This window comes from Microbacterium lemovicicum, from assembly GCF_003991875.1.
GTDB lineage: Bacteria > Actinomycetota > Actinomycetes > Actinomycetales > Microbacteriaceae > Microbacterium > Microbacterium lemovicicum.
The window spans coordinates 3,060,758-3,080,458 of the sequence record NZ_CP031423.1 but is presented as its reverse complement, the minus strand read 5'-3'; the positions used below and the strand labels follow the sequence as shown (position 1 = coordinate 3,080,458).

Below are 19,701 nucleotides of genomic sequence, written 5' to 3'. Positions count from 1 at the left end.
GCGCCGTCCGTCCCTCGACTCGGACCGTCGGCATCCCTCCGCGGCGGACACCGCATCAGCGCGGCGGCGGCCCCGAGCTCTCCCGTGCCTGCAGGGTGCCCTCCAGCCACAGCGGTCCGCGCGGTGCGCCCCCGGCCATCGCCTCGTGGAGGCGCTCCCACACCGCGGCGCCGAGCTCGTCCTGCGGCACGGAGACCGTCGTCAGCGTGGGGTCGCTGAATCGCGCGTACGGGATGTCGTCGACGCCCACCACCGACAGCCGCGCGGGCACGCCGACGCCGAGCTCCCTCAGCCGCGACAGCAGGCCCAGGGCAACGAGGTCGTTGTAGGCGACGACGGCCGTGGCGTCGGATTCCAGCACCCGATCTGCGCTGGCCCACCCGTCATCGAGGGCCGCGCCGACCGTGAGGCGGTCGATCCGGAGCTCTGGATGCCGCTCCTCCGCAGAATCCAGCGCGGCGATGCGCAGCCGGTTCGACGCGCTCGCGGTGGGACCCCCGAGGTAGACGAGGTGGCGATGACCGAGGCCCTCGAGGTGATCGATGATGAGCCCGATCGCCTGGCCGTAGTCCATCGCCACCTGGGGCACGCCCTCGTCGGCGATGACGCGGTTGACCAGCGCGAGCGGGGCCGTGGCGCCGACCACCTGCGCGAGCCGGTCGTCGTCCATGCGCGGGGCGCACAGGACAAGCGCGTCGCACCGGCGTCGCGCCTCGATGGCGGCATCCATCTCGGTCGACGTCATCTCCTGCGTGTCGCCGACCAGCACGCGGTAGCCGTCCTCCGCGGCGGCGCGCGTGACCCCGCGCAGAATGGCCTGGAACATCGGGTTGCCGAGGTCGGGCACGACCACCGCGACGGTGTGGGTGCGGCCGAGCGAGAGGTTGCGAGCCGTCTCGCTGGGCCGGTAGCTCAGTGCCGAGGCGGCGGCGCGGACGCGATCGGCGATGGCCGGCTCGACGGTGCTGAGTCCGTTCATGACCCGCGACACGGTCGCACGGGACACGCCGGCGTGAGAGGCCACGTCGGCGATCGTGGCCCGTCGTGACGGCATCGTGCGGGTCATCGGTCTCCTCGTCGAAAGTCCTGGTTCATTGTGGCGGATGGTTTGCCGATGCCGACGACGTCACGCTAGTCTAAATGAGAAACCGGTTTCTCATTCCGGTTCGCGAACCGGAGGAAAAGCCATGCGCATCGCAGTGACAGGGGCAGCGGGGCGCCTGGGCCGAAGCGTCGTGGACGTGCTGCGCTCGGTCGGGCACGACGTGCGCGCCATCGATCGCGACCTCAGCGGCGGGGTGGAGGGGATCGTGGTCGACCTCCGGGACAAGGCGGCGACGCGCACGGCGCTGACGGAGCTCCGCCCCGATGCGTTGGTGCATCTGGCGGCCATCGCCGTGCCCTTCAGCGCCCCCGAGAGCGAGATCTTCACCGTCAACACCTCGATGGCATTCGATGTCATCGAGGCCGCGGTCGAGGCCGGCGCGACGCGCGTGCTGGTCGCCTCCAGCCCCACCGTGCTGGGCTACGGACCTCCGGACTGGACGCCCCCGCGGCTGCCGCTCGACGAGTCCACGCCCGTCGCGCCCACCCACGCCTACGCGCTCTCGAAGGTCTGCGTCGAGGAGACGGTCGCCACCTTCGCCCGCTCCGTGCCCCACGCGCGCTTCGCCTCCTTCCGCCCGTGCTACGTCGTGCCGCCGGAGGAGTGGCGCGGTGCCCCCACGCAGCAGGGGCACACGATCCTCGAGCGGCTGAGCGATCCGGCGCTGGCGGCGGTCTCGCTCTTCAACTACGTCGATGCGCGTGACGCGGGCGAGTTCGTCGCCGCGTGGCTGGAGGCCGCCGACGTGCCCAGCGGCGCCCGCTACATCGTCGGCGCGGCCGACGCCCTCGCCACGGCGCCGCTCAGCGATCTGCTTCCCTCCTACCACCCCGGCACGGCCGGCGCGGCGGCGGCGCTGATCGGGACGTCCCCCGCCTTCGACAGCTCGGCCGCGACGCGCGACACCGGCTGGGTGGCCCGTCGCTCGTGGCGCACGGAGCTGAGTCCCGACGACCTCGCCTCCGTCCTGCGCGGTGTCCCGCGCGAACCGGTCCACGTCGGCGACGCCCGCCGGACCCCGACCCACGACCTCCCCGTTCCCGCGCTCGACCAGAGGACCCTGTCATGACGCTCGCCTTCGCCGACGGCCCCCTCTACTTCCCCGTGACGGCCTTCGCGGACGACGGCCGCGTCGACCTCGAGATCACCGCGCGCGCGATCGCCGCCGGCCTCGAGCACGGGCCCGGCGGGGTCTTCCCCGCGTGCGGCACCGGCGAGTTCCATGCGCTGACCGCCGAGGAGTCGCTCGCCGTCGTGCGCGCGACGACCGAGGTCGTCCGGCAGGCGGCGACGCGCGTCCCGGTCATCGCCGGGGTGGGCGGTCCGGTCGGCCAGGCGGTGGCCGCGGTCCGTGCGCTGGAGGACATCGGGGTCGACGGCGTGCTGCTGCTGCCCCCCTACCTCGTCAACGCGTCTCCCGAGGGACTCGTGCGCTACGTCGCAGCCGTGGCCGAGGCATCCGATCTGCCCGTCGTCGTCTACCACCGCGGGAGTGCGCGGTTCTCCGCCGCGACGTTCACGCGCATCCTCCGCGAGCAGCCCACCGTCATCGGGTTCAAGGACGGGATCGGCGACGTCGCCCTCGCGCAGGAGATCGTGCTCGCGGCGGGCACCGTCCGCGAGGACGTGGAGTTCTTCAACGGCCTGCTCACCGCCGAGGCGAGCCAGGCGGCGTACCGTGCCATCGGCATCCCGCTGTATTCGTCCGCCGTCTTCGCGATGGCGCCGGCGATCGCCACGGCGTACTACCGCGCCTACACGGCGGGCGACAGCTCGACCTGCGATCGCCTTCTCCAGGGCTTCTACCACCCGCTCATCGCCCTCCGCGACACGACGCCCGGCTACGCGGTGTCGCTCATCAAGACCGGAGTGCGCCTGGCGGGGATGCCCGTGGGCGGCATGCGCGCGCCGCTGACGGACCCCGGACCGGAGCACACCACCCGGCTCCGCGAGCTCCTCGCTCAGGGCGAGCAGCTCGTGACCGGTTCGTGAGCGCGATCGTCCGCATCGACATCCAGCCGCTGTCGGCGCGGATGCCGCGGCCCTGGGTGCCCGGCGCGCCCGACCTCCATCTGGTCCGCGTCGACGTGGAGGACGCCGAAGGACGGACCGGGTCGGGCTTCTCCTGGACACCGACCATCGGAGCCAGCGCCGTGGCCGCCCTGCTGTCCGATGACATCCGGGCCTTCGCCCTCGGGCGCGAGGCGGACCCGCGCTCGCTGTGGCCCGACCTCTGGGCGCATCTGCACGAGGCCGGAGGGGGCGGGGTGACCACGATCGCCATGGCCGGACTCGACCTCGCGCTGTGGGATCTGCACGCGCGGCAGCAGGGGGTCGGCATCGCGGGGCTGCTGGGTCGCCGTCATGAGCGCCTGCCGGTGTACGGATCCGGCGTGAACCTGCACTACACCGAGGACGAACTCGCCGCGCAGGTGCGGCGGTGGATCGATCGAGGCCTCAGCGCGGTGAAGATCAAGGTCGGCCGCCCCGCTCTCGCGGAGGACGTCGCACGTGTCGCCCTGGTGCGCGAGCTGATCGGACCGGATCGCGAGCTCATGATCGACGCCAACCAGCGGTGGGACCTGGATGCCGCCACCGCCGCCGCCGAGGCGCTGAGCGTCTTCGAACCGGCGTGGATCGAGGAGCCGCTGCGCGCCGACGACACCGCCGGCTTCCGGGAGCTGGCTCGCCGCATCGACATCCCGATCGCCCTCGGGGAGAACCTCCATACGGTGCACCGCTTCCGCGAGGCCATCGACGGCGGCTTCGCGGGTGTGCTCCAACCCAACGTCATCCGCGTCGGCGGCATCACTCCGTTCCTCCGGATCGCGAGGCTCGCCGCGGACGCCGGCGTCGTCATCGCCCCCCACCTGCTCCCCGACCTCTCCGCCCAGGTCGCCGTGTGTCTGGGCGCCCCGTGCTGGGTCGAGGACGTGGAGGACGCCGGCTTCGACGCGCTCGGGCTGCTGTCCGCGCCGTCCCCCGTGCGGATCGACGGCGCATGGGCGCACGTGGACGACGTGCCCGGCCTCGGACTCGATCTGACCGCCCCCGACCTGTCCAAGGAGTCACTGTGACCGCCGACATCCTCACCGATCCCCGCGACCTCGACGCGGCACTGGCCCGCAGCGCCGCGGCCGCCGAGACTCTGCGCCGCATCCCCGACGTCGTGCGGGCGGGATGGCTGGATGCCGTCGCCGACGCCCTCGACGCCGGGCGCGACGAGCTGGTGCCGATCGCACGGCGCGAGACCCACCTCGCCGAGGCGCGGCTGGTCGGCGAGGTGGCACGGACCACCGGTCAGCTGCGCATGCTCGCCGACGTCGTGCGCGAGGGCTCGTACCTCGAGGCCGTGCTGGACTCCGCCGACCCCACGGCCGCACCCCCGCGTCCGGATCTGCGGCGGATGCTGGTGCCCCTCGGCCCCGTCGTCAACTTCGCGGCGTCGAACTTCCCCTTCGCGTTCTCCGTCGCGGGCGGTGACACGGCCGCGGCCCTCACGGCCGGCTGCCCCGTCATCGTGAAGGCGCACAGCGGGCATCGCGAGCTGTCACGCCGCACCGCCGAGATCGTCGCCCGGGCGCTGACCGAGGCCGGAGCGCCCGACGGCGTCTTCCTCCTCGCCGAGGGGCGCGAGGTGGGCACGGCGCTCGTCGCGCACCCGCTCGTCAAGGCCGGGAGCTTCACCGGGTCGATCGCCGGAGGTCGCGCGCTGTTCGACATCGCCGCTCGGCGGCCCGATCCGATCCCGTTCTACGGAGAGCTCGGCAGCATCAACCCCGTCATCGTCAGCCCGGGTGCCGATGCCGCTCGCGCCGAGGAGCTCGCGACGGGTCTGGCCGCCAGCTTCACGCTCGGCGCCGGTCAGTTCTGCACCAAGCCGGGTCTCGTCTTCGTGCCGGCGGGAAGTCGCATCCCCGAGCTCGCCGCCGCGTCCGTGGCGGCAGCGACGCCCGCGCAGCTGCTCACCGGATCGATCGGCGACGCCTACGCGGGGGGATGGGACGACCTCGTCTCGATCGACGGCGTGGACGTGCTGGCCGAGGCCACCGCAGGTCCGGAGGGGGTGACCCCGGGCGTGGTGCGCGCGACGCTCGAGGTGTTCGCGGCCGAACCGCGACTGCGTGAGGAGCTCTTCGGGCCGGCGACGGTGCTGGTGACCTATTCGGACATCGCGAGGGTCGCTGCGGCCGTGAGCGGCCTCGACGGCAGCCTCACCGGCACCGTCCACGCCGAGGCCGACGAGGACGTCACGGCGGTCGTCGGGGCGCTCTCGGACCGGGTCGGCCGGGTGCTGTTCGGCGGATGGCCGACCGGGGTGGCCGTCACGTGGTCGCAGCACCACGGCGGCCCGTGGCCCGCGACGACCTCGCTGTTCACGTCGGTCGGCGCGACGAGCGTGCGCCGCTTCCAGCGGCCCCTGGCATTCCAGGACGCCCCGCACGCGGCGCTGCCGGAGGCGCTGCAGGACGGCAACCCGCTCGGCATCCCCCGCCGCGTCGACGGGGTGCTCGAGCTCGAGGCGACGCGATGACCCCGGTCGACAGCGTCCACGAGATCGTGCTCACCGGGCCCGTCGAGCCGATCCCCGCCGACCGCACGCCGCTCGTGGCACGCTTCACGCAGGGCGCGACGACCGTGGAGGTCCCGGGCTTCTGGGACGGCGCCGACCGGTACCTCGTGCGCTTCTCGCCCGGGACGGAGGGCGACTGGTCGTGGTCGACCCGCAGCGCGGCGCCCGAGCTGCACGGCGTCACCGGGACCTTCACCGCCGGTCCCCGCACGGGGCCGGGCGGTGTGGCCGTCTCCGCCGTCCACCACTTCGCCCACGCCGACGGCACGCCCTTCCGTCCTGTCGGCGCCACCGCCTACAACTGGCTCCATCAAGAGGAGCCGATCTTCTCCGAGACGGTCGATGCGCTGGCCGAGGCCGGCTTCAACAAGTTCCGCTACATGGTCTTCCCGCAGGCCGGAGGGTACGTCGAGCACTTCCCCGACCTGCTGCCGTTCGAGAGGCATGCGGACGGCCGGTGGGATGTCTCGCGACCGGTCGTCGCGTTCTTCCGTCGCCTCGACGACGCCGTCGAGAGGCTCGGAGCCCGAGGCATCCAGTCGGACGTCCTCATCCTCAACGCCTACGACAACGGCCGATTCGGCCTGGACGGACTGACGGAGGAGGAGGATGCCGCCTACCTGCGCTACCTCGTCGCCCGGCTGTCGGCGTCGCCCTTCGTGTGGTGGTCGCTGTGCAACGAGTTCGACATCCTCGACCGGCCCACGGCGCGCTGGAACCGACTGGGCGAGCTCCTGGCGTCGGTGGATCCGCATCAGCGTCTTCGCTCGATCCACCAGTGGATGCGCTTCCCCGACCACAACCAGCCCTGGGTCACGCACGCCTCCATCCAGAACGGCGCCGCCACGACGGAGTTCGGCCGGGCATCGCTCTACCGCGACGCGTATCCGAAGCCGATCGTGCTCGACGAGATCAAGTACGAAGGCGACATCCCGGACCGGTGGGGGCACCTCAGCGGACGTCAGCTGGTCCACCAATTCTGGGTTGCGACGGTCGCAGGGTGCTACGCCAGCCACGGCGAGAGCTTCGTCACCCCGTCCGGCAGCCTGCACATGGTCGAGGGCGGACCGTTCCGGGGCGAGAGCCCGGCGCGTCTCGGATTCCTCCGGCGCATCCTCGACGACCTGGTGATCCCCGGTCTCGACCCCATCGATCGGTGGGACGATCCGGCGTACGTCGCGGGCTCGCCCCGCCGCCAGTACCTGCAGTATCTGGGACAGGACGCGCCGGAGGCGTGGACGTTCCGGCTGCCGCAGGGCAACCTCGGCGACCGGCTCGAGGTGGGCGACGCCTTCGAGGTCGACGTCATCGACACCTGGAACGTGACGGTGACCCCCGTCGGCCGCCGGTTCGTGCTGGACGACGTGCAGCGCAACGACGCCTACGCGAAGGGAGCCGACCCGGTCCCGCTTCCGGCCGGCGAGGCCGTGGCGCTGCGCATCACGCGCGTGGAGTGAGGCACTCAGCCGGTCGTCGAGCGAGAAGCGCCCGCGCGCTCAGCGGGCGGGGGGCGTGACGCGGCGCCAGGAACGTGCCGGCACCTGCACCTGCACCGCGGCGGCGCCGTCGGCTGCGACCTCCAGTGAACGGGGCCGCGTGTCGAGGTTCGCCACGAGCAGGGTCGTCGCCGCGGCATCCCCCGCTCCGATCGCCCAGACGAGGGTGTCGGGGCTCGCGCCCCACAGCACCTGCCCGCCGGCCAGCGAGCGCAGAGCGTCGACGGCGGCGGCGACGGGATGAGGATCGCCGTCGGCGGAGCGGATGCCGCGGGCACCCCACTCCTCGAAGTAGGCGATGCTCGCCACGCCGGGCACCGCCAGGGCCGCGGCGGACGCGATGGTCCAGGCGGCGAGCTCCGGCGAGGCCTGACGGGGATCGGGGAACCCGGTGAACTGCGGCCCGTAGCCCTCGGAGAGGTCGCCGCGCGCAGGGGCGGGTTCGCGACGCGTCGCCACGTTGTTGAAGCGGGCGCGCAGCGTGACCGGTCCGACGTGCACCGGCCGATCGCCGGCGATCTCTACGGCCTGGGCGGCGAGCACGCGCTGCACCGCGACCGATTCGAACAGCTGCTCGTCACCGAGGGTGTGGAAGAGGGGCGTGAGTCCGAACGCGACGGCGTCGACGTCCGCGGGCACGCGATCCTGCTCGCGGTTCAGCTCGGTGAAGTGCGACCGCGTACCGCCGACGAGGACGGGCGAGAGCCCGGCGTCCGCGAATGCGACGCGCAGCGCGGCGACGAGCGCGGGCTCGCTGATGTGGCTGACGGGGTCGAACACGCCCACCCGTCGCACGGGCAGCCCCGCGAGCTCTCGAACAGCGGAGCCGAGTGCCGCTGCGAGCTCCGTGCCCGACACCGCGCCCGGGATCTTCGTCCCCCACGGCGCGTCGGCCGCGGGCGGAGCGATGAGGCGCACATCCAGGGCCGCGGCGGTGCCGGCGGCGCGGGCCAGAGCAGCGCGCCGGTTCGGTGCGGACAGGTCGAGCTCGAGGAGGAGGGCGCCCGCGTCTGCGGCGCTCGGCGCGGGCTCAGGCGCGGACGCCGCCCCGACCACGATCTCCGGGAACGCGCCGCCCGCATGCAGCTCGATGCGGTCGGCCCCACGGGAGCCGTCGGCCGTCGGCGTTCCGCCTGCCCGCACCGTCACCGACTGCGCGACGCGCTCTCCGGCAGCGAGGTCGTACGGGAACGGCAGGTCGAGCGGGCGGCTGTACGTCTTGTACGACGCGTCGGTCCAGTTGCGCTGGTCCTCCATCTCGAACACGTCGCCGCGGAACACCAGATCGACCTCAACGCCGTCGACCGCCCATGCGAGACCGGCGATGTCGAAGACCGGCTGATGCGCGCTGACGGCGCGGGGGAACGCGGTCGCCTCGTGCCCGCCGCTCGCGTGCGCGACCTGCAGGGGGGTGCCGGCGAGCCGATGCGGATGCAGCACGACGAGCCCCGCACGATTGGTGCGGAACGCCGCGTGCGACTCCGCGTCGAACGAGACCGTCAGCGCGCCGTCGTCCGCGCGCACCGTCACGACACCCGCGATGTCGGCGCCGAGGTCGGTCCAGGTCAGATGGAGCGCCAACGATTCGGGTCCGTGATCGACGTGCGAGATGACCGGGGTGGCCGTCGCCCAGTCGGCGTCGCGCACGACGGCGCGGATGCTGCGCAGCACGACGACGCCGCGCCAGGCGAGATCGGCGATCTCGTCGGCGCGGCGGTCGAAGGTCCAGTCCCCCCAGGTCGTGGCGGCCATGTCAGCGACGCGACCCGGCACGACGGCTCACAGGGTGGTCATCCCGCCGTCCACCGCGAACAGCGCACCCGTCGCGAAGGCCCCGTCGTCGCTCGCGAGGAAGACCATGATGCCCTCGACGTCGCGCGGCGTGCCGGCGCGCCCAAGCGGGATGCGCCCGACGATCGCCGCGCGAGAGGCGGGGTCGTCGGAGATCGCCGTCACCAGCGACGTCTCGGTGTAGCCCGGCACCACCGTGTTCACACGGATGTTCTGCCCGGCGTAGGCCGCCGCCACCGTGCGGGCGAGGCCGTGGATGCCGGCCTTGGTCGCGCTGTAGGCGGTGAAGTCCTGCCCCTCGCCGTTCAGCCCGGTCGGGCTCCCGGTCAGGATGATCGACCCGCCGCCGATCGAGAGCAGCCCGCGCACGGCGTGCTTGACGGTGAGGAACGTGCCCGTGAGATTCACGTCGACGGTGCGCCGCCAGACCTCGAGGTCGAGGTCGGCCGCCTTCGCGTCCTGGCCGAAGAGCTGCACGCCGGCGTTCGCGACGACGACGTCGGGCGTCCACTGCTCGGCGGCGAGCTCGGCGAAGGCCGCCTCGACCGAGCGCTCGTCGGAGATGTCCATCACCGCCACGCGCGCGAGGTCGGCCCCGATCTCGGCCACGGCGTCGATGGCCGCGGCCTCGTCGCGGTCGGCGACGATGACGCGCGCGCCCTCGCGGGCGAAGCGCGCGGCCACCGCGTAGCCGATCCCGGTGGCGGCGCCCGTGACGAGCGCCGTCCTGCCCTGCAGTCTGGTCATGCCGGTCCTCAGCGCTCGATGTGGTCGAGGTGCAGCATCCGGGCGAGGTTCTTGTCGAGCTCGTCGTCGCGGAAGATCTTCTTCCAGTCGTCCTTGATGATGCTTTCGCGACCGTAGTCCATCGCGATCAGGCACGCGTCGCTGAACGGGTTGTCGCCGCGGAGGCCGTTGGCCAGGGCGACCTGCGTGTGACCGTACAGGATGCTGCGGGCCGCGGCCTCGGGGACGCCCATCGTGTTGATGGTCTCCTCGAGGGCCTCGTTGAGGAGGGCGCCGATCATGCAGGCGACCGTCTCCACCAGCGTCGGCTCGAGCTGGGCGAGCTGCTTGATCGTGACGAAGTGCACGTCGATGACGGGGGCGTAGATCGCCCGCACGGTGGCCTCGACGATGGCGGCCTTGGCCGGGTCGTCGCTCTCGATCGCGGCGATCGCGTCCTGCGGGGCGGCGATGCCGCCGAAGGTGTCGGCCCACTCCTCGGGGCTCTGGCGCTGCAGGAAGATCGACGGGTGGCACGGGTGCGCCACGGCGCGGATGACGTCCTCGCGGTCGGTGAGCAGCCCGGCGTACGCGGCGGCGGGGTCGAGGGTGAGCGCGATCGCGCCTGACTTCATCTGCGGCACCAGGTCGGCCGTGACCGGACCGAGCGCGAGGTCGGGCACCGCGAAGACCACGATGTCGGCGTCGGCGACGGCGGTCGCGGCATCCGTCAGCCGGCGGCCGGCGTCGAGGGTGCGCTGCTGGCCGGCGGGGGAGTTCTCGACGTACCAGGCGGTGTGCGCGGTCTTGTCGAGGTTGTTCGAGACACGCATGCCCATCTTCCCGCCCGCTCCGATGACGGCGATCTTGTAGGACTCGGTCGCCGTCTCGGCGGCGGTGCTCGTCGACGTGTCGGTCATGATGTGCTCCTCAGGTATTCGATGGTGGCGCGGGTCCAGTCCCGCTCGGTGCGGATGGTGGTCTCGGGATCTCCCTGCCAGGAGAGCCAGTGCTCGACGATCTCGTTGACGCCGCGCTCACGCGGGCGGACGGTCTCGAGCAGGTGCGGATAGTCGTGCAGGCCCTCGCCCATGACGGCGCCGCCGTAGGTGAACCCGACCCAGCCCGGTTGACGGGCGAAGGCGAAGTCCTTGACGTGCACGTTCTTCACATGTGCCGCGGTGAGCTCGACGCAGTCGCGCGGACGTTCGACGCGCGCGACGACGTTCGCGGGGTCGAGGCAGACGCCGAGGTGGTCGTCGCCCACACGCTCGATCAGCGCGACGAGGTCGGCGGTCGCGACCTGCTCGTAGGTCTCCAGGGCGAGCGTGACACCGGATGCCGCGTACCCCCCGATGACGGAGCGCAGCTGCTCCTCGGCCTCGGCGAGGGACGGGCGGCTGTCGGGTCCGTAGAGCATGGAGCGCACGAGGCGGGCCTCGAAGACCTCGGCGAGTCGGAGGAAGCGCTCGAGGCGCCCGGGCTCGATGCCCTTGGTGCCGAGCTCGACGGTGATGCCGAGGTCACGGGCGGTGGCCGCGGCATCCTGCAGCTCGGCGTCGTCCATCGTCTCGAGGGGCGCGTAGTCGCAGATCTGGAAGAGGTCGACGTCGAGCGCGCGGGTGGCCTCGAAGGCGCCGCGCAGCGAGAGGGGCTCCGGCACCTGGTCGGAGTGCTGCCAGAGGAAGGCGTAGGTGCCGAGGCCGATCATGCCGCCCCTCCCGCTGCGCCGCCCTCTACCCCGCGCTCTACCCCGCGAGACTGCGGCGGGTGGGCGAGACCGTGGGCTTTCCCCAACGTTTCGCCGCGCGGGTGCAGTTTCGCTGGCGCGGGCGCGGTCGTGGTCGCGGGCGCGGGCGCGGTCGGGGTGCGCGCTGCGAGGGCGGATGCTTCGTCGAGCACCGCGACGAGGGCGTCGGGGTCGTGCGCGAAGCGGCCGAGGAAGAGGCCGTCGACCGCGTCGCCGAGTCGCGTCAGGAGTCCGGGACCGGCGCTGCCGCCGTAGATGACCGCGGAGCCGTCGCGGGCGGGATCGGCCTCGAGGGCGGCGCGCAGCGCGCGGGTGACGACGGAGATGTGCCCGTCGGGTGCGGCCTCTGCGGCGCCGATCGCCCAGACCGGCTCGTACGCGACGACGACGGGTCCGGCGGGGGTGCCGTCGAGGTCGGCCCGCAGCTGGCGGAGATTCGCGCGGGCGGCGGCCGCGGCATCCATGCGGCTCTCCTCGCCGATGCACAGCACGGGCGTGATCCCCTCGGACAGCGCTGCCGCGGCCTTCGCGGCGGTGTCGGCGTCGGTCTCGCCGAACAGCCGACGACGCTCGGCATGGCCGATCTCCGCGACCTGCACGCCGACCTCGGCGAGCTCCGCCGCGGTGACCTCGCCCGTGAACGCACCGGGCGGGTGCGCGGAGACGTCCTGCGCGCCGACGAGCACCGGGGTCCCGCCGAACGCGGCGAGGGCGGCCGGGATCTGCAGGTACGACGGGATGACGAAGAGGCGCACGCGTCCGTCGGCGATCGCCGGCAGCGCCGCGACGCGCGCCGCGACGTCGCCGAACCACGACGTCGCCCGGGCGTGCGTGAAGTACGCCTTGAGGGAGACGCCCACCGTGATCGGGGCGGCCTGGGGGGTGCTCATGCGGATGCCGTTCTGCGGGGTGCGGTGGGGGTCAGCAGGACCCGGTGGCCTCGTACTGTCCGATGACCGCGACCTTCTCGGCGGAGGCCGAAGAGGTGTCGAAGCGGTAGGTCAGCCACTCCTTCGCGAGGCGGCGGGCGAGCTCGATGCCGACCACGCGCTGGCCCATGCACAGCACCTGCGCGTCGTTGGAGAGCACCGCGCGCTCGACGCTGAAGGAGTCGTGCGCGGTGACGGCGCGGATCCCGGCCACTTTGTTCGCGGCGATCGCGACGCCCAGGCCCGTCCCGCAGATGAGGATCGCGCGGTCGGCCTCACCGGCGGCGACGCGCTCGGCTGCCGCGATGGCGACCTTGGGGTAGGCCGTGTGGCCGTCGGCGTCCACGCCCACGTCGATCACGGAGGCCACCCCGGGGTTGGCCTCGAGATCCCTCTTGATGATCTCCTTGTACTCGAAGCCGGCGTCGTCGCAGCCGATGACGAGGCGGAGGGGCTGGGGATCGGTCATGGGGTGGGTCCTTCCAGAGAGGGGGTCGGGCCGGCCAGGATGCGGCCGACGGCCGTCACGAGGAGCGCGAGGCTGATGGCGCCGGGGTCGGGTGTGCCGACGGCGTGCTCGCCGTGCGTGCGTGCGCGGCCCTTGCGGGGGAGGAGGCCGGCGGTGGCCTGCGCAGCGTCGGTGGCCGCGACGGCTGCGGATGCCCACGCGTCGGCGAGGCCCGCCCCGTCCGTGACGCCACGGGTGAGCGTCTCGGAGAACGGGATCAGCGCGTCGACCATGGTCTTATCGCCGAGCTCGGCCTTTCCGTAGTCGGTGACGCCGCGCGAGCCCGCCGCCACGCCCGCGGCGACGGCCGCGGCATCCGGGGTCCCCGTGTCGCCGAGATCGGCCGCGACGGCGCGGAGGATGACGCCCCACAGGGCACCCGACGTGCCACCGGCCTTGTCCGCCCACGCGTCGGCGGCCCGGGTCAGGGTGGTCTGCGCGCCGGCGCCGGCGTCGGCGGCCCGACGTGCCGCGCGCAGCGCCGCGGTCGAGCCGCGCTGCATGCCGATGCCGTGATCGCCGTCACCCGCGACGGAGTCGAGGCGTCCGAGCTCGTCGACGTTCTCGTCGACCGTGGCGGCGAGGGCCTCGACCGCGGCGACGACCGTCGCGGCGGAGGCGCGTGAGGCGTCGTCGGCATCGGGCACCGCGACCTCGGCGTCGTCGGCACGGTAGGCCGCGGCATCCACGCGCTCCTGGGGTGCGACGGAGCCGCGACGATAGGCGGGGGTGTCGACCGGAGTCTCCCAGAGGCTCTCGAGCTCGTCGTCCAGCCAGAACAGGGTGAGCGAGGTGCCGGCCATGTCGAAGCTCGTGCAGTACTCCCCGACGTGCGGGTCGACCACGACGATGCCGGCGTCGTCGAGCAGCGCGGCGATGCGCCGGTAGACGACGAACATCTCCTCGTACTTGAGCGACCCGAGGCCGTTCAGGACGGGGATGACGCGGGCTCCGGCCGCCGACTCGACGCCATCGGGCAGCTCGGAGAGCAGGCGCTCGACGAGCATCTCGGCGAGGCCGTCGGCGGTCGGGACGTCGGACTCGTCGATGCCGGGCTCGCCGTGGATGCCGAGCCCGATCGCCATGCGGCCGGCCGGGACGGAGAACAGCGGGTCGGCGGCGCCGGGCAGGGTGCAGCCCGTGAAGGCCACGCCGAACGAGCGCGTGCGCTCGTTCGCCTTCCGCGCCACGGTGACCACGGCGTCGAGGTCGTAGCCGGCCTCGGCGGCGGCGCCGGCGATGCGGAAGACGGTGAGATCACCGGCGATGCCGCGGCGGCGGTCCTTCTCGGACACGGGTGCCGACGCGACGTCGTCGGTCACGGTGACGGTCTGGGCCGGAACGCCCTCGGCGCGCAGCTGGTCCTGCGCGGCGTCGAAGTTCAGCACGTCGCCGGCGTAGTTGCCGTAGGTGAAGAACACTCCGGCGCCGTTGTCCGCTGCGGCGGCGACGGCGTGCACCTGGTGGGTCGACGGCGAGGCGAACAGGTTGCCCATCGCCGCGCCGTGCGCGAGCCCGGGCCCCACCAGTCCGCCGAAGGCCGGGTAGTGGCCCGAGCCGCCGCCGACGACGACGGCGACCTGCCCGGCGGGCGATGCGGTCGAGCGCACCACCCCGCCGGTCACGCGCCGGACGTAGCGGCCGTTGGCGGCGACGAAGCCGTCGACCATCTCGTCAGCGAAGTCCGCCGGCGCGTTCCAGAGGCGGGTCATCGGCGCGATCCGCGGGTGCGGGTCGCGGATGCCGCGGCATCCGGAGTCGGAGTGGCCAGCTCGACCGCGACGGGCTCGATGCGCTTGCTGCGCGCGAGGAGCACCATCAGGACCGCGGAGACGAGCATGACGAAGCCGACGATCATCATCGGCACCTCGTAGCCGCCGGTCGCGTCGTGGACGGCACCGGTGATGTACGGGGCGGAGAAGCCGGCGAGGTTGCCGATCGTGTTGATCAGCGCCACCCCGGCGGCGGCCGCGGCACCCGTGAGGAAGCGGGTCGGCAGCGTCCAGAAGTTCGGCAGGGCGGCGAAGATCGCGCAGGCCGTGATCGTGATGACGGCGATCGTGGCCGCCGGGGAGCCGGCGAACAGTGCGAGCGGGATCGTGACGGCGCCGACGACCGCGGGGACGGCGATGTGCCAGGTCTTCAGCCCGCGGCGGGAGGCGTCGCGCGACCAGAAGTACATGACGATGGCGGCCGGCAGATACGGGATCGCGGTGATGAGCCCCTTCTGCAGGACATCGAACGAGGTGCCCGCGCTCTGCTGGAAGCCCTCGATGATCGTCGGGAGGAAGAACGCCAGCGCGTACAGGCCGTAGATGAAGCCGAAGTAGATGAAGGACAGCACCCAGACGCGGCCGCTCTTGAAGGCGAACCGTGCCGACACGTGCTTCTCGTTGCCGCCGGTCGCCGCGCGCTCCTTCTGCAGGGCGTCGGTGAGCCACACCTGCTCGTCGAGGGTCAGCCACTTCGCGTCGGCCGGCTTGTCCTTGAGGTAGAACCACGCGATCACGCCGATGACGATGGCGGGGATGGCGACGCCGAGGAACATGAAGCGCCAGCCCTCGAGGCCGAAGAACACGCCGTGCTGCTGGATGAGCGCGCCGGCCAGCGGGGCGCCGATGACGGTGGTCAGGGGCTGCGCCAAGTAGAAGAGCATGAGCACGCGACCGCGGTACTGCGCCGGCACCCAGAGGCTGAGGAAGAGGATGGCGCCCGGGAAGAAGCCGGCCTCGGCGACGCCGAGGAGGAAGCGCAGCACGACGAGCTGCTCGAAGTTGCCCACCCACGTGAACAGCAGGGCCACGATGCCCCAGGACACCATGATGCGGGCGAGCCAGCGACGGGCGCCGAAGCGGTGCAGGGCCAGGTTCGAGGGGACCTCGAGCAGGATGTAGCCGACGAAGAAGACGCCCGAGGCGAAGCCGAACTGCGCCGCGCTGAGAGCGAGGTCGGTGTTCATGCCGTTCGGTGCGGCGAATCCGATGGCGGTGCGGTCGAGGTAGTTGATGAAGAACATCAGCGCCACGAACGGCACGAGCCGGATCGAGACCTTCCGGATGGCGGACCGCGCGACGTCCGGCGCCGCGGTCTGTGAGGGGGACGTGTCCACGATGACTCCGATTTCGATCGACGTTGATTCGCGACGGTGGTGCTCGGTGCCGCCCGTCCATTGTGGCAAACCGGTTGACCAATTACAAGACCTCCGGTTGACCAATTCACGCTCAGCCGCGCTACCGTGGTGCCATGCCCGCCTACCCCGGTGACGACGCCGGCGACATCGCCGCCGCGCTCGGCGCGCTGCCCAGCGGGACGCCGGTCTCCGAGGTCGCCCGCAAGCTCATGGATCTCTTCACCGGCGGCTCGATCGCGCCGGGCACACGGCTTCCTCCCGAGCGACAGCTGGCCTCGACGCTGGGCGTCGGCCGCTCCGCCGTGCGCGAGGCGCTCGCCGCGCTCGAGATCCTCGGCATCGTCGACGTGCGTCCGGGATCGGGAACCTACCTGCGGGGCACCGCGAGCGAGCTGCTCCCGCAGACGCTGCGCTGGGGGCTGCTGATCGGAGAGCGCAACACGGCCGAGCTCCTCGAGCTGCGCTCCGGCCTGGAGATCTACGTCGCGCGCCTCGCGGCGGCCCGCGCGTCCGATGCCGCGAAGGCCGCCCTCGCCGAGCACGTCGGACGCATGCGGGGGAGCGTCGCCGATCTGACCGCCTTCGCCCGCGCCGACCTCGGCTTCCACAACGCGCTCGCCGCGGCCGCGGGCAACAAGGTGCTCATCGATCAGCTCCAGGTGGTGCGGTCACTGCTGCAGGTCTACGCCGACCGCGCCGTGCATGACGAGGAGGCCGCCCGCGTGGCCCTCGACGAGCACGACCGGGTGCATCGGGCGGTACGCGACGGGGATCAGGATGCCGCGGCATCCGCCATGGCCGTTCACATGGCGACGGCCTCGGCCCGCCTGGCTGCCGACGCCGCCGCGTCCTGAGCCGCACAAGGCCCGCGATGGCGCCGCCGGCCGGGGCCGCCGGCATCCGTCACTTCTCGGCGGCGAACTCCTCGATGACGACGCCCGAATCGAAGGCGCGTGAGCGCACCGGGGCGAAGGGGCGCGCGGCGAAGGGGGCGTCGCCGAACAGCGGGACACCCGATCCGAAGACGACCGGATGGCGCTTGAGGACGAGACGGTCGACCTGCGGCAGCAGTGCGCCGGCCAGCGCCCCGCCGCCGCACAGCCAGATGTCCAGACCGTCCTGCGCCTTGAGCTCGTTCACGACCGCGGCCGGGTCGGCCGTCAGCGTCACGGCGGGGTCGACCTCGCGTTCGCGTCGACTCGCCACGATCTGCCGGAGGTGCGGATAGGGGCTGGCGATGCCGGCGTCCAGGGCGGGAACGAGGGTGTTCCAGCCCATGACCACCGTGTCGAAGCGCGTGCGCGGAGGCGAGATCCCGAGCGCGGCGTGGGCATGGGCGGGGAGCGCATCGGCGTACTCGCCGAAGATCACCGACGTGTGATCGCCGTCCGACAGGAAGGCGTCGTACCCGCCGTCGGGATCGGCGATGAAGCCGTCGAGCGACACGGCGATGTAGTAGACGAGCTCTCGCGACATGGGGGCGTTCCTTCCCGGCCGCTCAGCGGCCGTTCTCGATGAGGTGCAGCTGCGTGCCGTCGAGATCGACGAGGAACCCCGCGCGCTGCCCCCAGGGCTGACGCCGCACGGGATGAAGCCGCGGGAAGCCGACCGTCTTCTCGGGGACGCCGGCACGGCGGATGGCGCCGTAGAGCTCGTCCACGTCGTCGACGCGCACGCTGCACATGAACGAGCTGCTCAGGGGAGCGACGTCGGCGAAAGGGAAGAACTCGATGACGAGGTCGCCCCGCCGCAGGATCAGCCAGCCATCCTCCTGGTGGTCCACCGCGAACCCGAACGACCCGTAGAACGCGGCGGTCGACGGGAGGTCGCGGGACGGCAGATTGGGCACGGCGCGATCGACCATGCCGGGAGCCTACCGATCGGCGGTCGCCTCAGTCGCCCACGCGGGTCAGGCGCACCGCCATGTACCGCCGGCCGGGCAGCTCGACGCGCACCGTGCCGCGGTGGGTCTCCCCGACGCGGTCGACGGTCATGTTCCAGGTGTCGATGACGTCGAGCGTCCATTCGCCGTCGGTGAGGATCAGGTTGCGGAAGCGCGGCCGGTTGAAGCCGAAGTAGCCGACCCGCAGCATCCCCTCGACTCCTCCCCAGGGGACGTCCCAGTCGGACGTCAGCGGATCCCAGACCCCCTCGGGCGCCTCGGCCTGCAGCGTCTCGAGGAACGCGATGCGGTCGGGGGAGGAGCCGTGCAGCACCCCGCCCTTCGCCCACCACAGCACCTCCGGGTCGTCGCCGAATCCGGCGTCCACCGCACCCCCGTCGGCGGCCGGCAGATACGTCTCACCGTGCCCGACGTAGCCGCCGCGCACCGCCCCCTCCCAGAAGCGTCGCACCATCTCCTCGCCGGTGATGTTGCCCCAGCCCTGGTCGATGTCGCCCTCGTAGGCGCACTCGTCGATGACGACGGGCTTGCCCCAGCGCTCGCGCCACTCGTCGGTGTTCTCCGCGGTGCGGTAGACGTCGACGCGCTGGATGGACACGTGCGTGATCCACGGACGGGTGTAGTCGTAGAACGGACGGCAGTTGTGGATGGAGTTGAGGTGACCGAAGGGGTCCTCCTCGCCCACGACCGCGGCGAGACGCTCCCAGTCCGGCTCGTCCTTGCTCCACAGCAGGTCGTACTCGTTGGCCATCGACCACCACACGTTCGAGAACGCGGCGAGCCGGCGCACGACGTAGCGCAGGTACCGCTCGTCGACGGCGGGCCCGAGGTCGGCGAAGCCCCACCGGTCGTACGCGTGGAAGAGGATCAGATCGGCCTGGATGCCGCGCTCGGCCAGCTGCGCGATGCGCTGCTCGAGACGGCGGAAGTGGGCCGGATCGAAGCGCTCCAGGTCGAAGCCGTCCGCCAGCGACCCCGGGAACACGAAGTCCTCGGGCTCGTTCTGGTTGAACAGGTAGGACTTCGGGAACAGGCACATCCGGATCTTGGAGAACGGCGCCTCCGCGAGGGTCGCGAGGGTCTGCTCCTGCAGGGCCTCCGGCTGGTGCGTCCACGCGTAGGCGGTGGTGCCCAGCGGGCGGTGCCGCAGGCCGTCGGCGTGGCGGAAGTGCAGGCCGTCGACGCGCACGGGGCCGTGCGCGCCGCGCCGCGCGCCCGTCACCGTGAACGAGCCGGAGACGCCGTCGAGCGACCGCGCCGTGGAGCGGGTCGTGAACGTCCACTCGCCCTCCGCGTCGGCGAGCACCCTGACGGCGTACTGCCCGTCGCCGTCGTAGAAGCCGCCCATCCGCAGCTCGCCGCCGTCGGGGCGGGTGACCAGCGCGTCGAGCTCGACGTCGACGAACGGGTTGCCGTGCGACGGGCCGGCGAGGCGCACCTCGGCGACGTCCCAGAGCGGCGTCGGCTCCGGCGCGGTGACCGACGCCGAGCCGCGCGCGACCGACGCATCCTCATAGGCAAGGTTCGGCTCGATCGCCGGCGCGTAGGGCGGACGCGGGTCCGCCCCCTCGCCGAGCTCCGCCAGCGACGCCCACAGACGCTCGCGCTCGGCGGCGTCCGACAGCGACGGCACGAAGCCGACCAGCTGGCCGAGCCGCCCGGTGCGGAACTGCGTGGCCATCGGCGACGCCGCGATGCCGGGCATGTACCGCTCGAGCACCGCCCGGGCGGCGGGGTGGTCGAGGGCTTCGCCGAAGGTGGAGGCGCGGTCGAACATGGGGGAGCCTTTC

Annotated in this window: 18 protein-coding genes; 6 read left to right on the top strand and 12 right to left on the bottom strand. The window is 72.5% G+C overall.

Annotation, left to right across the window (positions count from 1 at the left end; translation table 11 throughout):
* Positions 1-55 precede the first annotated feature (55 nt).
* On the bottom strand, positions 56-1,066 hold the full coding sequence (locus CVS47_RS14405) for a LacI family DNA-binding transcriptional regulator (RefSeq protein ID WP_127096704.1): 1,011 nt from the start codon (positions 1,064-1,066) through the stop codon (positions 56-58).
* 121 nt (positions 1,067-1,187) lie between these two features.
* On the opposite strand from CVS47_RS14405, the gene CVS47_RS14400 reads away from it, so the two are divergent.
* From CVS47_RS14400 to CVS47_RS14380, 5 genes are read left to right on the top strand one after another with little or no spacing between them, the layout of a single operon-like run.
* On the top strand, positions 1,188-2,174 hold the full coding sequence (locus tag CVS47_RS14400; RefSeq protein WP_127096703.1) for an NAD-dependent epimerase/dehydratase family protein: 987 nt from the start codon (positions 1,188-1,190) through the stop codon (positions 2,172-2,174).
* A complete protein-coding gene (locus CVS47_RS14395; protein ID WP_127096702.1) occupies positions 2,171-3,097 on the top strand; it encodes a 5-dehydro-4-deoxyglucarate dehydratase in 927 nt (308 codons plus the stop codon). Before CVS47_RS14400 ends, CVS47_RS14395 begins: the two co-directional genes overlap by 4 nt.
* Positions 3,094-4,182, top strand: coding sequence for a mandelate racemase/muconate lactonizing enzyme family protein (locus CVS47_RS14390; protein ID WP_241240175.1), 1,089 nt, complete (start codon positions 3,094-3,096; stop codon positions 4,180-4,182). Before CVS47_RS14395 ends, CVS47_RS14390 begins: the two co-directional genes overlap by 4 nt.
* 8 nt (positions 4,183-4,190) lie before the next feature.
* Complete coding sequence (locus tag CVS47_RS14385) at positions 4,191-5,639, top strand: aldehyde dehydrogenase (NADP(+)) (protein WP_378790303.1); 1,449 nt, start codon at positions 4,191-4,193, stop codon at positions 5,637-5,639.
* Positions 5,636-7,135: an apiosidase-like domain-containing protein gene (locus tag CVS47_RS14380; protein ID WP_127096700.1), complete on the top strand. Its 1,500-nt coding sequence runs from the start codon at positions 5,636-5,638 to the stop codon at positions 7,133-7,135. Before CVS47_RS14385 ends, CVS47_RS14380 begins: the two co-directional genes overlap by 4 nt.
* A 39-nt stretch (positions 7,136-7,174) precedes the next feature.
* Here CVS47_RS14380 and CVS47_RS14375 read toward each other — a convergent pair whose 3' ends face one another.
* The 8 genes from CVS47_RS14375 to CVS47_RS14340 are packed head-to-tail and all read right to left on the bottom strand — an operon-like array spanning position 7,175 to position 15,987.
* A complete protein-coding gene (locus CVS47_RS14375; RefSeq protein WP_127096699.1) occupies positions 7,175-8,926 on the bottom strand; it encodes a D-apionate lactonase family protein in 1,752 nt (583 codons plus the stop codon).
* Positions 8,927-8,953: 27 nt separating this feature from the next.
* Positions 8,954-9,712, bottom strand: coding sequence for an SDR family NAD(P)-dependent oxidoreductase (locus tag CVS47_RS14370; RefSeq protein ID WP_127096698.1), 759 nt, complete (start codon positions 9,710-9,712; stop codon positions 8,954-8,956).
* Positions 9,713-9,720: 8 nt separating this feature from the next.
* Entirely contained in the window at positions 9,721-10,611 is an 891-nt protein-coding gene (locus CVS47_RS14365) for a phosphogluconate dehydrogenase C-terminal domain-containing protein (protein WP_127096697.1), read from the bottom strand.
* Complete coding sequence (locus CVS47_RS14360; protein WP_127096696.1) at positions 10,608-11,402, bottom strand: sugar phosphate isomerase/epimerase family protein; 795 nt, start codon at positions 11,400-11,402, stop codon at positions 10,608-10,610. The genes CVS47_RS14365 and CVS47_RS14360 overlap by 4 nt, the downstream gene beginning before the upstream one ends.
* Positions 11,399-12,331, bottom strand: a complete 933-nt coding sequence (locus CVS47_RS14355; protein ID WP_127096695.1) for a triose-phosphate isomerase family protein — start codon at positions 12,329-12,331, stop codon at positions 11,399-11,401. Before CVS47_RS14355 ends, CVS47_RS14360 begins: the two co-directional genes overlap by 4 nt.
* A 31-nt stretch (positions 12,332-12,362) precedes the next feature.
* Positions 12,363-12,839: a ribose-5-phosphate isomerase gene (locus tag CVS47_RS14350; RefSeq protein ID WP_127096694.1), complete on the bottom strand. Its 477-nt coding sequence runs from the start codon at positions 12,837-12,839 to the stop codon at positions 12,363-12,365.
* Positions 12,836-14,590 carry a dihydroxyacetone kinase family protein gene (locus CVS47_RS14345; protein WP_127096693.1) on the bottom strand — a complete coding sequence of 585 codons (1,755 nt, stop codon included), beginning with the start codon at positions 14,588-14,590 and terminating at the stop codon, positions 12,836-12,838. The genes CVS47_RS14350 and CVS47_RS14345 overlap by 4 nt, the downstream gene beginning before the upstream one ends.
* Positions 14,587-15,987, bottom strand: coding sequence for an MFS transporter (locus tag CVS47_RS14340; protein WP_241240173.1), 1,401 nt, complete (start codon positions 15,985-15,987; stop codon positions 14,587-14,589). The genes CVS47_RS14345 and CVS47_RS14340 overlap by 4 nt, the downstream gene beginning before the upstream one ends.
* Positions 15,988-16,121: 134 nt before the next feature.
* Here CVS47_RS14340 and CVS47_RS14335 point away from each other — a divergent pair, with 134 nt between their 5' ends.
* Positions 16,122-16,862, top strand: a complete 741-nt coding sequence (locus tag CVS47_RS14335) for a FadR/GntR family transcriptional regulator (RefSeq protein WP_127096692.1) — start codon at positions 16,122-16,124, stop codon at positions 16,860-16,862.
* A gap of 49 nt (positions 16,863-16,911) precedes the next feature.
* On the opposite strand, the gene CVS47_RS14330 is transcribed toward CVS47_RS14335, so the two are convergent.
* Genes CVS47_RS14330 through CVS47_RS14320 form a run of 3 tightly spaced genes read right to left on the bottom strand, consistent with a single transcriptional unit; the run spans position 16,912 to position 19,688 of the window.
* On the bottom strand, positions 16,912-17,484 hold the full coding sequence (locus CVS47_RS14330; protein WP_127096691.1) for a dihydrofolate reductase family protein: 573 nt from the start codon (positions 17,482-17,484) through the stop codon (positions 16,912-16,914).
* Between the two features lie 22 nt (positions 17,485-17,506).
* Positions 17,507-17,872, bottom strand: coding sequence for a bleomycin resistance protein (locus CVS47_RS14325; RefSeq protein ID WP_127096690.1), 366 nt, complete (start codon positions 17,870-17,872; stop codon positions 17,507-17,509).
* A gap of 28 nt (positions 17,873-17,900) precedes the next feature.
* Positions 17,901-19,688 (bottom strand): DUF5605 domain-containing protein, encoded by a 1,788-nt coding sequence (locus CVS47_RS14320; RefSeq protein ID WP_127096689.1) that lies wholly within the window; start codon positions 19,686-19,688, stop codon positions 17,901-17,903.
* Positions 19,689-19,701 lie beyond the last annotated feature (13 nt).

What these genes read in the sequence shown, in the direction of transcription:
- CVS47_RS14405 (WP_127096704.1), bottom strand. Translation starts at nt 1,066, where the DNA reads ATGACCCGCACGATGCCGTCACGACGGGCCACGATCGCCGACGTGGCC.
- CVS47_RS14400 (WP_127096703.1), top strand. Translation starts at nt 1,188, where the DNA reads ATGCGCATCGCAGTGACAGGGGCAGCGGGGCGCCTGGGCCGAAGCGTC.
- CVS47_RS14395 (WP_127096702.1), top strand. Translation starts at nt 2,171, where the DNA reads ATGACGCTCGCCTTCGCCGACGGCCCCCTCTACTTCCCCGTGACGGCC.
- CVS47_RS14380 (WP_127096700.1), top strand. Translation starts at nt 5,636, where the DNA reads ATGACCCCGGTCGACAGCGTCCACGAGATCGTGCTCACCGGGCCCGTC.
- CVS47_RS14375 (WP_127096699.1), bottom strand. Translation starts at nt 8,926, where the DNA reads ATGGCCGCCACGACCTGGGGGGACTGGACCTTCGACCGCCGCGCCGAC.
- CVS47_RS14370 (WP_127096698.1), bottom strand. Translation starts at nt 9,712, where the DNA reads ATGACCAGACTGCAGGGCAGGACGGCGCTCGTCACGGGCGCCGCCACC.
- CVS47_RS14365 (WP_127096697.1), bottom strand. Translation starts at nt 10,611, where the DNA reads ATGACCGACACGTCGACGAGCACCGCCGCCGAGACGGCGACCGAGTCC.
- CVS47_RS14360 (WP_127096696.1), bottom strand. Translation starts at nt 11,402, where the DNA reads ATGATCGGCCTCGGCACCTACGCCTTCCTCTGGCAGCACTCCGACCAG.
- CVS47_RS14355 (WP_127096695.1), bottom strand. Translation starts at nt 12,331, where the DNA reads ATGAGCACCCCCCAGGCCGCCCCGATCACGGTGGGCGTCTCCCTCAAG.
- CVS47_RS14350 (WP_127096694.1), bottom strand. Translation starts at nt 12,839, where the DNA reads ATGACCGATCCCCAGCCCCTCCGCCTCGTCATCGGCTGCGACGACGCC.
- CVS47_RS14345 (WP_127096693.1), bottom strand. Translation starts at nt 14,590, where the DNA reads ATGACCCGCCTCTGGAACGCGCCGGCGGACTTCGCTGACGAGATGGTC.
- CVS47_RS14335 (WP_127096692.1), top strand. Translation starts at nt 16,122, where the DNA reads ATGCCCGCCTACCCCGGTGACGACGCCGGCGACATCGCCGCCGCGCTC.
- CVS47_RS14330 (WP_127096691.1), bottom strand. Translation starts at nt 17,484, where the DNA reads ATGTCGCGAGAGCTCGTCTACTACATCGCCGTGTCGCTCGACGGCTTC.
- CVS47_RS14325 (WP_127096690.1), bottom strand. Translation starts at nt 17,872, where the DNA reads ATGGTCGATCGCGCCGTGCCCAATCTGCCGTCCCGCGACCTCCCGTCG.
- CVS47_RS14320 (WP_127096689.1), bottom strand. Translation starts at nt 19,688, where the DNA reads ATGTTCGACCGCGCCTCCACCTTCGGCGAAGCCCTCGACCACCCCGCC.